We start from the raw sequence: 12,099 nt of genomic DNA, 5'->3' as shown, positions 1-12,099 counted from the left end.
ATCATTAACAATAATGCGCCCCTGCTGGGCCGCGAACTCAGGAAGAATTATGGAGTTGCTCTGCCCTGCCGGAAACCTTCCGGCGCTTAAGGCGGCTATCGAAAACGGTGCCGATGCGGTGTATATCGGGCTGAAGGATGATACCAACGCCCGCCATTTCGCCGGTCTTAACTTCACCGAGAAGAAGCTGCAGGAAGCGGTAAACTTCGTTCACCAGCATAACCGCAAACTGCATATCGCCATCAATACCTTTGCGCACCCTGATGGCTACGTGCGCTGGCAGCGTGCGGTGGATATGGCGGCACAGCTGGGTGCCGATGCGCTGATCCTCGCCGACCTCGCCATGCTTGAGTATGCCGCAGAGCGCTACCCGCATATTGAGCGCCATGTCTCCGTTCAGGCATCGGCGACCAATGAAGAGGCGATTAATTTCTACCATCGCAACTTCGAGGTTGACCGTGTGGTCCTGCCGCGCGTGCTGTCGATTCACCAGGTGAAACAGCTGGCCCGCGTCACCCCGGTACCGCTGGAAGTCTTCGCGTTTGGCAGCCTGTGCATTATGGCCGAAGGCCGCTGCTATCTTTCCTCATACCTGACCGGCGAGTCGCCAAACACCGTCGGTGCCTGTTCGCCTGCACGCTACGTGCGCTGGCAACAAACGCCTCAGGGGCTGGAATCACGTCTTAATGAAGTGCTGATCGACCGCTATCAGGATGGTGAAAACGCCGGTTATCCGACGCTGTGCAAAGGCCGCTATCTCGTCGACGGCGAGCGCTATCACGCACTGGAAGAACCGACCAGCCTCAACACCCTGGAGCTGCTGCCGGAACTACTGGCTGCCAATATCGCCTCGGTGAAAATCGAAGGCCGTCAGCGTAGCCCGGCATATGTCAGCCAGGTGGCGAAAGTCTGGCGTCAGGCGATTGACCGCTGTAAAGCCGACCCGCAAAACTTCGTCCCACAGGCTTCATGGATGGAAGCGCTTGGCTCCATGTCCGAAGGGACTCAGACCACCCTCGGTGCTTATCACCGTAAATGGCAGTAGGAACAGCAATGAAATATTCATTAGGGCCCGTGCTTTACTACTGGCCAAAAGAGACGCTGGAAGATTTTTATCAGCAGGCCGCGACCAGCAGCGCCGATACCATTTATCTGGGCGAAGCGGTGTGCAGCAAACGTCGCGCCACTAAAGTCGGCGACTGGCTGGATATGGCCAAATCCCTCGCGGGCAGCGGCAAGCAGGTGGTGCTCTCCACATTAGCGCTGGTTCAAGCCTCGTCCGAGCTGGGCGAACTCAAGCGCTATGTCGAAAACGGTGATTTCCTGGTAGAAGCCAGCGACCTTGGCGTGGTGAATCTGTGTGCCGAGCGTAAGCTGCCATTCGTGGCCGGCCACGCACTGAACTGCTACAACGCCGTGACCCTGCGTGTACTGCAAAGACAGGGCATGACCCGCTGGTGTATGCCGGTCGAGCTGTCGCGCGACTGGCTGGTGAACCTGCTCAATCAGTGTGAGGAGTTGGGTATTCGCGATAAGTTCGAGGTGGAAGTACTGAGCTACGGTCATCTGCCGCTGGCCTACTCCGCCCGCTGCTTTACCGCACGTTCCGAAGACAAACCGAAAGATGAATGCGAGACCTGCTGCATCAAATACCCTACCGGGCGCAGCATGCTGTCGCAGGAAAATCAGCAGGTGTTTGTGCTTAACGGTATCCAGACCATGAGCGGCTACGTCTATAACCTGGGCAATGAGCTGACCACAATGCACGGACTGGTCGACATGGTGCGCCTGTCGCCGATGGGTAATGAAACCTTCGCGATGCTCGACGCCTTCCGCGCCAACGAAAACGGCACCGTTCCGCTACCGTTGACTGCCAACAGTGATTGTAATGGTTACTGGAAACGTCTGGCTGGACTGGAACTGCAGGCCTGATAATAACCGCTCACTTTGTTAACAACAGTCATCAGTTTTTAATGCATTATTAAAGTTGCAGCTTTTCTGGCCGGGTCTCACCCCGCTGGAAGAAGACCTTCAATCTGATGACTATGCATTGAATCATTCAGGCTTTTCGCCGCGAATAGTGGTCCCGCCTGAAAGACGAAGTGTATATGCTGTAGCAAAGTGAGCCTTTATGACTGACAAAACCGTTGCATTCTCGGTGCTCGACCTCGCGCCGATCCCTCAGGGTTCTTCCGCACGGGAAGCCTTCTCCCATTCACTCGACCTCGCGAAGCTCGCGGAAAAGCGCAGCTACCACCGCTATTGGCTGGCCGAACACCACAACATGACCGGCATCGCCAGCGCGGCCACGTCGGTATTGATTGGCTATCTGGCGGCCAACACCACCACGCTGCGCCTGGGCTCAGGCGGCGTGATGCTGCCCAATCACTCGCCGCTGGTGATTGCCGAACAGTTCGGTACGTTGAATACGCTCTACCCAGGACGCATCGATCTCGGCCTTGGCCGCGCGCCGGGCAGCGATCAGCCAACGATGCGCGCGCTGCGCCGTCATATGGGTGGCGATATTGATAACTTCCCACGCGATGTGGCGGAATTGGTCGATTGGTTCGACGCCCGCGATCCAAATCCGCAGGTGCGTCCGGTGCCGGGTTACGGCGAGAAGATCCCCGTCTGGCTGCTGGGTTCAAGTCTTTACGGTGCACAGCTGGCAGCGCAGCTTGGGCTGCCGTTCGCCTTTGCCTCGCATTTCGCCCCGGATATGTTGTTCCAGGCACTGCATCTCTACCGCACCAACTTTAAGCCGTCGGCGCGTCTGGAAAAACCATACGCCATGGTGTGCATCAATATTATCGCCGCCGACAGTAACCGCGATGCGGAATTCCTCTTCACCTCCATGCAGCAGGCGTTCACTAAACTGCGCCGTGGTGAAACCGGCCAGCTGCCGCCACCGATTGAAGATATGAGTAAATTCTGGTCGCCGTCGGAGAAATACGGCGTCGATCAGGCGTTAGTCATGTCGCTGGTTGGCGATAAAGAGAAAGTGCGTCACGGGCTGGAGTCAGTTCTGCGTGAAACCCAGGTGGATGAGATTATGGTTAACGGCCAGATCTTTGACCATCAGGCGCGTTTACATTCGTTTGATTTGGCGATGGATGTGAAAAAAGGTTTGTTGGGATAGGGCTTTTATCCTGCCAGATGGCGGCTGCGCCTTATCCGGCCTACATATCCTGTAGGCCGGATAAGTGCAGCGCCACCGGGCGCTGCTGTTTACTGATAGACCGGCAGTAAATTAAAGCTCGACAAGAAATGCACCAGTGCGTTACCAACGCCGAACACCAGAATCAGCGCAATCATCGGCTTACCGCCCCAGACGCGGAATTTCGGGCTACCAAAGCGTTTACGGGATTTACGCGCCAGCAGCGCCGGCACGATTGCCGCCCAGATAGTAGCGGCCAGACCCGCGTATCCAATCGCATACAAGAACCCATTCGGCCACAGCAGGCCACCGATAATCGGCGGCAGGAAGGTCAGGATCGCAGTTTTAAAACGACCCAGCGCGGAATCATCAAAACCAAACAGGTCCGCCAGGTAGTCAAACAGGCCCAGCGTCACGCCCAGGAATGAACTCGCCACCGCAAAGTTAGAGAATACCACCAGCAACAGATCCAGACTTCGGCTGTTCAGCACACCGCTCAGCGCCTGCACCAGCACATCGATGTTACCGCCCTTCTGCGCGATGCCGATAAATTCAGGACGCGGGATATTGCCCATCGTTCCCAGCAACCATACGGTGTAGAGCGCCAGCGCCAGCAGCGTTCCGTAAACCAAACATTTCACGATGGTGCGCGGATCTTTGCCGTAGTATTTCATCAGGCTCGGCACGTTACCGTGATAGCCGAAAGACGCCAGACAGAATGGCAGGGTCATCAGCAGGTACGGCGTATACGATGCGTTGCTCTCAGCAACGTTAAACAACGTCGTCGGCGTGACGTGGCCCATCAGGCTGCCGAAGGTCAGGAAGAAGGTAATCACCTTCGCCCCCAGCACGATGGCCGTCATTCGGCTAACCGCTTTGGTGCTTAACCACACCACAAATGCCACCAGTAGCGCAAAGCTAAAGCCTGCGGCGCGCGCTGGGACGTCTAGCGACATTTCCGCAAAGGTATGATGCAGAATCGAGCCGCTGGCCGAGATGTAGGCGTAGGTCAGGATATAGAGCACAAAGGCGATGGAGATGCCGTTAACAATGTTCCAACCTTTGCCCAGCAAATCTTTGGTGATGGTGTCGAAGCTCGAGCCAATTCGATAGTTGAGGTTCGCTTCAAGGATCATCAGCCCCGAGTGCAGCATACAGAACCAGGTAAACACCAGCGCCGCCATTGACCAGAAGAACCACGCACCGGACATCACGACTGGCAGGGAGAACATCCCCGCACCAATGATTGTGCCGCCGATTATCACCACGCCGCCAAGCAGCGAAGGTGACGTTTGGGTGGTGGTTAGTGTCGCCATACAGCCTTTTCTCCAGTGTATTATTTTGCTACTGCATTTCAATGTGCTGCACTGTACCAGTACACGAGTACAAATGAAATAAAAAAAAGCCCCAATCGTTAAGATCGGGGCTGTATCGTTTACTTTACGCTAATAAGCTGTGAGGCTTATGCGTCACCGCCGAAACGACGACGACCGGTAGAGTCATCACGACGTGGGGCTGCACCAGCATCATCACGACGCGGCGCACGGTTACCGCCGTCACGACGTTCGCCGCTGAAACGACGACCATCACCACGACCGCCTTCACGACGCTCACCACTGAAACCACGGCCTTCACCGCGACCTTCGTTACGACGTTCACCACCGAAAGGACGACCGCCTTCGCGACGCTCACCACCACGACCACCACGGTCAGGGCGCGGCTGGGCATCACCCATCAGCTGCATGTTCATCGGTTTGTTCAGGATGCGAGTACGAGTAAAGTGCTGCAGTACTTCGCCCGGCATGCCTTTTGGCAGTTCGATAGTAGAGTGGGTACCGAACAGTTTGATGTTACCGATGTAACGGCTGCTGATATCACCTTCGTTAGCGATAGCGCCAACGATGTGACGAACTTCAACACCATCATCACGGCCAACTTCAATGCGGTACAGTTCCATATCGCCAACTTCACGACGTTCACGCTTAGGACGATCTTCGCCGCCACGGTCATTACGATCGCGTGGACCACGGTCGTTACGATCGTTACGATCACGACGTTCAAAACGCTCGTCACGTTCGCGGAATTCACGCTTAGGACGCATTGGCGCATCTGGTGGAACGATCAGAGAACGTTCGCCCTGTGCCATTTTCAGCAGTGCCGCAGCCAGGGTTTCAACGTCCAGCTCTTCGCCTTCTGCAGTCGGCTTGATTTGAGCCAGCAGACCACGGTACAGATCCAGATCGCTGCTTTCCAGCTGCTGCTGTACTTTAGCGGCGAATTTTTCCAGACGGCGTTTGCCCAGCAGGTCTGCGTTCGGCAGTTCTACTTCTGGGATAGACAGCTTCATGGTGCGTTCGATGTTGCGCAGCAGACGACGCTCGCGGTTCTCAACGAACAGCAGCGCACGGCCAGCACGACCCGCACGACCGGTACGGCCGATACGGTGAACGTAAGACTCGGAGTCCATCGGGATGTCGTAGTTAACAACCAGGCTGATACGCTCAACGTCCAGACCACGTGCCGCAACGTCGGTCGCGATCAGGATGTCCAGACGACCGTCTTTCAGACGTTCCAGAGTCTGCTCACGCAGGGACTGGTTCATGTCACCGTTCAGCGCGGCGCTGTTATAGCCGCTACGTTCCAGGGCTTCAGCCACTTCCAGAGTCGCGTTTTTGGTACGTACGAAGATAATCGCCGCATCAAAATCTTCCGCTTCCAGGAAACGTACCAGCGCTTCGTTTTTACGCATGCCGTATACAGACCAGAAGCTCTGGCTGATATCCGGGCGAGTGGTTACGCTGGACTGGATGCGTACTTCCTGTGGCTCTTTCATAAAGCGACGGGTAATACGACGAATAGCTTCCGGCATGGTTGCAGAGAACAGAGCGGTCTGATGACCTTCTGGGATCTGAGCCATGATGGTTTCAACGTCTTCGATAAAGCCCATACGCAGCATTTCATCAGCTTCGTCCAGCACCAGACCGCTCAGTTTAGAGAGGTCCAGAGTGCCGCGCTTCAGGTGGTCCAGCAGACGACCCGGGGTACCGACAACAATTTGTGGCCCTTGACGCAGGGCGCGTAACTGCACGTCATAACGCTGGCCGCCGTAAAGGGCTACCACGTTCACGCCGCGCATGTGTTTAGAGAAATCAGTCATTGCTTCAGCCACCTGAACCGCCAGTTCGCGGGTCGGGGCCAGCACCAGAATCTGTGGTGCTTTCAGCTCAGGATCAAGGTTGTTCAGCAGCGGCAAAGAGAACGCTGCGGTTTTACCGCTACCAGTCTGGGCCATACCCAGAACATCGCGGCCGCCCAGCAGGTGTGGGATACACTCAGCCTGGATCGGAGATGGTTTTTCGTAACCCAGATCGTTAAGGGCTTCAAGGATAGGAGCCTTAAGCCCCAGATCTGCAAAAGTGGTTTCGAATTCAGCCATGTAGTACGTGTGCCTCAAAATTAATGGCGGCCAGTCTACATAACTTATCGTGAAAATTTTCGGTAATTTTCATTAAAAGTGTGAACCGGCTCAAAGTAGATGTATTAACGAACAACAACGCCCTCACCCGTGAAGGTGATGGCAATCAAATGTGATTACGGGCTGATGTGTACGTCAGCTATTGCTGGTCCGATTCTGCCAGGTCGTCTTGCTCCTGGCCCAAGAGCGCTAATTCCAACAATGCGTATCGGTGCTCAACGTAGTTGTGTACGTTGTTGGCAACCGCCAGTTTGAACAGTGCCGCAGCGCTGTCCTTGTCCCCCAGACTTAGGTAGTACTTACCTAAATAGAAGTTGGTTTCACTGAGATGCTCAGCGAGCGAGGTGTTATCCGTTGCGTCCGCCTTCAGGCGTTCCATTAACGATTTTTCGTCAATGTTGCCCAGGTAGAACTCGACAATGTTCCATCCCCATTGCTCTTTATCCGATTTGTCGAAGCGTTGCTTCAACGCGACTTTGGCCTGCTTCTCATCGAGCTTCTGCTCAGCGAGGTATAGCCACAGGCTGCGGAAAGGATCATTGGGATCGTCTTGATAAAACGCTAGCAGATCATCTTGCGCTAATTTCGCACGGCCACCGTAATAAAGCGCGATGCCGCGGTTCAAGTGCGCATAATTGTAAGTTGGATCAAGCTCAAGTACAGAATCAAACGCTTCATAGGCAGCATCAAAATTGCCTGCCTGCGTTAAATAAATGCCTAAGTAATTGAATACTTCAGGCATATCAGGTCGGATAGCCAGCGCTTGCGAAAAGTCGTTGCGCGCCAGTGCTCTCAAACCAAGACTATCATACAACACTCCGCGCTCATATAAAAGCTGTGCGCGTTCGTCATCGGTTAAAGCCCGACTGGCAAGTATTTGTTCCATGCGTGCCAGGATTACTTCCTGCTGTAAAGTCGGTTGCAATGGCACCGCGAGGACTTCACTCTTACGCCAGGCAGAGTTGCTGCATCCTGCCAGCGTGAGTGCTGTCGCAACGAAACACCAGCGCAAAAAAGGCTTCATTTCCCACTCCCGAAGACAACAATTGGATGAACGTCCTGTCCCCCGCTGCAAACAAGGCATCCGGCCAGCTAAATGTGCCCTCCGCAAGCGCGGAGGGCAAAAGGCAAACCTTACTCGCCTTGTTCTGCTACCGGAGCTTCCGGTGCGGCAGAAGACTGCTCGGTTGCTTCTTTGATGCTCAGACGTACGCGGCCCTGACGATCAACTTCCAGGACTTTAACCGGTACTTCCTGGTTCATCTGCAGGTAGTCGGTCACTTTCTCAACGCGCTTGTCAGCGATCTGAGAGATGTGAACCAGACCTTCTTTACCGCCACCGATGGCAACAAACGCGCCAAAGTCAACGATACGGGTCACTTTACCGTTGTAGATACGGCCAACTTCGATTTCTGCCGTGATCTCTTCGATACGACGAATAGCGTATTTCGCTTTTTCACCGTCGGTCGCTGCGATTTTCACGGTACCGTCATCTTCGATTTCGATGGTGGTGCCGGTCTCTTCGGTCAGCGCACGGATAACAGAACCGCCTTTACCGATAACGTCTTTGATTTTGTCCGGGCTGATCTTGATAGTGTGGATACGCGGAGCGAACTGAGAGATGTCGCCGCGCGGCGCGTTAATCGCCTGTTCCATCACGCCCAGGATGTGCAGACGTGCACCTTTAGCCTGGTTCAGAGCAACCTGCATGATTTCTTTGGTGATGCCTTCAATTTTGATATCCATCTGCAGCGCAGAGATACCGTCGCGGGAACCCGCAACTTTGAAGTCCATATCGCCCAGGTGGTCTTCGTCGCCCAGGATGTCAGACAGAACAACGTAGTTCTCGCCTTCTTTCACCAGACCCATCGCGATACCCGCGACGGCCGCTTTAATCGGCACACCTGCGTCCATCAGCGCCAGGGAAGCACCACACACGGAAGCCATAGAAGAAGAACCGTTGGATTCGGTGATTTCAGACACAACACGTACGGTGTACGGGAATTTGTCCAGATCAGGCATCACAGCGAGCACGCCGCGTTTTGCCAGACGACCGTGACCGATTTCACGACGCTTCGGAGAACCAACCATGCCGGTTTCGCCGACGCAGTACGGAGGGAAGTTGTAGTGGAACAGGAAGTTGTCAGTACGCTCGCCCATCAGTTCGTCGAGGTTCTGCGCATCACGGGTGGTGCCCAGGGTCGCAGTAACCAGCGCCTGAGTTTCGCCACGGGTGAACAGTGCGGAGCCGTGGGTACGCGGCAGTACGCCAGTACGCACGTCCAGACCACGGATCATGTCTTTTTCGCGGCCATCAATACGCGGCTCGCCTGCCAGTACGCGGCTACGAACAACGTTTTTCTCGATAGCGTGCAGGATTTCACCCAGTTCGTTAGCGTCCAGGGATTCGTCTTCTGCAACCAGCGTTGCGATGGTTTCAGACTTGATCACGCCAACCTGAGCATAACGCTCTTGTTTGTCAGTGATGCGGTAAGCGTCGCTCAGGCGCGCTTCAGCCAGTGCTGCCACGCGCGCGTTCAGCGCTTCGTTAACTTCTTCTGGCTGCCAGTCCCAACGTGGTTTACCGGCTTCTTTCACCAGTTCGTTGATTTCTTTGATAACAATCTGCTGCTGGTCGTGACCAAACACGACAGCACCCAGCATCTGGTCTTCGCTCAGCAGTTCTGCTTCGGATTCAACCATCAGCACGGCACCTTCGGTACCAGCAACCACCAGGTTCAGTTTGCTTTCTTTCAGTTCGTCCTGAGTCGGGTTCAGCACGTACTGGTCATTGATATAACCTACGCGTGCAGCACCGATTGGGCCGTTGAACGGAATACCGGACAGGGACAGCGCAGCGGATGCACCGATCATTGCCACGATATCTGGGTTGATCTGCGGGTTAACGGAAACAACGGTAGCGATAACCTGAACTTCGTTAACGAAGCCTTCCGGAAACAGCGGACGAACCGGGCGGTCAATCAGACGCGCGATCAGGGTTTCGCCTTCGCTTGGACGGCCTTCACGACGGAAGAAGCTGCCAGGGATACGGCCAGCAGCGTAAGTACGCTCCTGATAGTTAACGGTCAGCGGGAAGAAGTCCTGGCCTGGTTTCGCTTTCTTCTGGCCAACAACGGTAACGAATACCGCGGTGTCATCCATGCTAACCATAACGGCTGCGGTCGCCTGACGCGCCATCATGCCGGTTTCCAGCGTCACGGTGTGTTGGCCGTACTGGAACTTACGAACGATCGGATTAAGCAAAATTCTATCCTTTCTTAATATGCGGCGGAACACCCTGTGGTGTGCCAGCCAATGAAACCGATCTTCTTTGCATCCTCGCGACTAATGACAATCCTAACCCAGTCCGGGTAAAGCCTCTCATTAGCCGCGCGAACCTCTGCAACGAAGAATATGTACAACAACAATACATTATACCCGTTATCTTTCAAAATACTGCTGTGTTGGTAATTCCAGCTCAATTTTGTCTAAACGAGATGGCTTTACCTGGGCATCAGACCGTAATTTTGCGGGTACTTTTTTCTCATAAATTGCTGTCGTCTGGTGGAAAAAAGGGGCCATAAAGGCCCCTCTTTCTGAAACTCGCTAGAGTTAGCGACGCAGACCCAGACGCTCGATCAGCGCGGTGTAGCGTGCAACATCTTTACGTTTCAGGTAGTCGAGCAGTTTACGACGCTGAGAAACCATGCGCAGCAGACCACGACGGCTGTGGTGATCTTTTTTGTGCTCTGCAAAGTGACCCTGCAGGTGGTTGATCTGTGCAGTCAGCAGTGCAACCTGTACTTCGGTAGAACCGCTGTCGTTTGCGCCACGACCGAACTCAGAAACGATTTGTGCTTTAGCTTCAACGCTTAGAGACATTTTGAACTCCAAATTTAAAAGAAAGAAAGGGTGCCGATCTCTAATTCAGCAGCCCCTGATATAACATCCACCAATTGTTAAACAATTACGCAGATGTTAAGCCGCGATATTCTACCCGCAGCGCTCAGTTATCGCAAGCCACAGAGTCAGGCTTACTCGGGGTATTCGACCACCAGGCGGCGTGGAGCCACGCGGCCTTCGTCATCGATTTCCCCCATACCGAGAAATTTCCCTTCATCGCCTTCGGTGACACGAACGAGCCCATCAAGCGGGGCGCCGTTGGTACGTACCGGATTACCGTTTTTAAAGTAAACCGACGATGTGAGCGGAAGATTAACGACAGGATAATCCGAAGCGGGACTGTCCATCGCCATCAATAGTGGGTCGAGCAGTTCCGCCGCTGGAATGCCCTGCTGCTGTGCCTGTTCAACCAGCGCGTGCAGCTGCTCCAGCGTCACCATACGATCAACCGGGTATTTACTGACCGCCAGACGGCGCAGGAAAATCACGTGCGCGCCACAGCCAAGCTTCTCACCCAAGTCGTCAATGATGGTACGAATATAGGTGCCTTTTGAGCAGTGAATTTCCAGCTCCAGCTCGTTACCTTCGTGACGAATAAACAGCAGTTCGTAAACGGTAATCGGGCGAGCTTCACGCGGAATATCAATCCCCTGGCGGGCGTATTCATACAGCTTTTTACCCTGATACTTCAGCGCGGAGTACATGGATGGCACCTGTTGGATGTCACCACGGAAACTCTCAAGCGCATCGGCTAATTGGGCATCACTGAAGTTCACCGGACGTTCTTCCACAATCTGCCCGTCGGCATCTGAGGTATCGGTACGCTGCCCTAAGCGCGCAATCACCCGATAACGTTTGTCGGAGTCCAGCAGGTACTGGGAGAACTTAGTGGCTTCGCCGAGGCAAATCGGCAGCATACCGGTTGCCAGCGGATCCAACGCGCCGGTGTGGCCAGCGCGGTTGGCGTTATAAATACGCTTTACCTTTTGCAGCACATCATTGCTGGATGCGCCCTGCGGCTTGTCCAGCAACAATACGCCGTGAATATCACGACCGCGACGACGAGGACGACTCATTAGTCCTCCTTGCTGTCGTCCGGGTTAACACGACGTTCGTCGTCATGTTTCACCACGTTGCTGACCAGGTTAGACATACGCATCCCTTCAACCAGCGAGTTATCGTAGAAGAAGGTCAGTTCCGGCACGATACGCAGGCGCATGGCTTTGCCCAGCAGCGAGCGGATGAAGCCAGACGCTTCCTGCAGCGCTTTGATGCCGGCTTTGACGGCCGCTTCATCTTTGTCGTTCAGGAAGGTAACAAACACTTTGGCATAGGCCAGGTCACGGGACATTTCAACGCCGGAAACGGTGGTCATCATGCCCAGGCGCGGGTCTTTAATTTCACGCTGCAGAATGAGAGCAATCTCTTTTTGCATCTCCTGGGCCACGCGCTGCGGGCGACCAAATTCTTTCGCCATAATAAATTCTCCAGACAAAAAAGGGGCTATCAGCCCCTTTTGAAATAATTGCCGGGTGGCGCTTCGCTTACCCGGCCTACACAACAT

At 54.5% G+C, this 12,099-nt stretch carries 11 protein-coding genes; 3 read left to right on the top strand and 8 right to left on the bottom strand.

The window, feature by feature from the left end; genetic code table 11:
• Positions 1 to 49: 49 nt before the first annotated feature.
• From ubiU to ABOC97_RS06025, 3 genes are all read left to right on the top strand, one after another.
• Positions 50 to 1,045, top strand: coding sequence for a ubiquinone anaerobic biosynthesis protein UbiU (ubiU, locus tag ABOC97_RS06035; protein ID WP_349595178.1), 996 nt, complete (start codon positions 50 to 52; stop codon positions 1,043 to 1,045).
• 8 nt (positions 1,046 to 1,053) lie between these two features.
• Positions 1,054 to 1,932: a U32 family peptidase gene (locus ABOC97_RS06030; RefSeq protein WP_349595175.1), complete on the top strand. Its 879-nt coding sequence runs from the start codon at positions 1,054 to 1,056 to the stop codon at positions 1,930 to 1,932.
• A 199-nt stretch (positions 1,933 to 2,131) separates the two neighbouring features.
• Positions 2,132 to 3,139 carry a luciferase-like monooxygenase gene (locus tag ABOC97_RS06025; protein WP_349595172.1) on the top strand — a complete coding sequence of 336 codons (1,008 nt, stop codon included), beginning with the start codon at positions 2,132 to 2,134 and terminating at the stop codon, positions 3,137 to 3,139.
• Between the two features lie 89 nt (positions 3,140 to 3,228).
• Here ABOC97_RS06025 and mtr read toward each other — a convergent pair whose 3' ends face one another.
• The 8 genes from mtr to rbfA all read right to left on the bottom strand — a co-directional run bounded on the left by mtr (position 3,229) and on the right by rbfA (position 12,012).
• Positions 3,229 to 4,473, bottom strand: a complete 1,245-nt coding sequence (mtr, locus tag ABOC97_RS06020; RefSeq protein ID WP_349595169.1) for a tryptophan permease — start codon at positions 4,471 to 4,473, stop codon at positions 3,229 to 3,231.
• Between the two features lie 146 nt (positions 4,474 to 4,619).
• Entirely contained in the window at positions 4,620 to 6,593 is a 1,974-nt protein-coding gene (locus tag ABOC97_RS06015) for a DEAD/DEAH family ATP-dependent RNA helicase (protein ID WP_349595166.1), read from the bottom strand.
• Positions 6,586 to 6,666, bottom strand: a complete 81-nt coding sequence (gene yrbN, locus ABOC97_RS06010) for a protein YrbN (protein WP_187590287.1) — start codon at positions 6,664 to 6,666, stop codon at positions 6,586 to 6,588. The genes ABOC97_RS06015 and yrbN overlap by 8 nt, the downstream gene beginning before the upstream one ends.
• A gap of 105 nt (positions 6,667 to 6,771) precedes the next feature.
• Positions 6,772 to 7,656: a lipoprotein NlpI gene (gene nlpI, locus ABOC97_RS06005; protein ID WP_234505706.1), complete on the bottom strand. Its 885-nt coding sequence runs from the start codon at positions 7,654 to 7,656 to the stop codon at positions 6,772 to 6,774.
• 110 nt (positions 7,657 to 7,766) lie between these two features.
• A complete protein-coding gene (gene pnp / locus ABOC97_RS06000; RefSeq protein ID WP_234505709.1) occupies positions 7,767 to 9,896 on the bottom strand; it encodes a polyribonucleotide nucleotidyltransferase in 2,130 nt (709 codons plus the stop codon).
• 348 nt (positions 9,897 to 10,244) lie between these two features.
• Entirely contained in the window at positions 10,245 to 10,514 is a 270-nt protein-coding gene (rpsO, locus tag ABOC97_RS05995; protein WP_035891092.1) for a 30S ribosomal protein S15, read from the bottom strand.
• Between the two features lie 152 nt (positions 10,515 to 10,666).
• Complete coding sequence (gene truB, locus ABOC97_RS05990) at positions 10,667 to 11,611, bottom strand: tRNA pseudouridine(55) synthase TruB (RefSeq protein WP_234505712.1); 945 nt, start codon at positions 11,609 to 11,611, stop codon at positions 10,667 to 10,669.
• Positions 11,611 to 12,012, bottom strand: a complete 402-nt coding sequence (rbfA, locus tag ABOC97_RS05985) for a 30S ribosome-binding factor RbfA (protein ID WP_052283653.1) — start codon at positions 12,010 to 12,012, stop codon at positions 11,611 to 11,613. Before rbfA ends, truB begins: the two co-directional genes overlap by 1 nt.
• Positions 12,013 to 12,099 lie beyond the last annotated feature (87 nt).

This window comes from Kluyvera huaxiensis (assembly GCF_040149365.1).
GTDB classification, from domain to species: domain Bacteria; phylum Pseudomonadota; class Gammaproteobacteria; order Enterobacterales; family Enterobacteriaceae; genus Kluyvera; species Kluyvera intermedia_A.
This window is presented reverse-complemented; position numbering and strand designations above follow the sequence as displayed.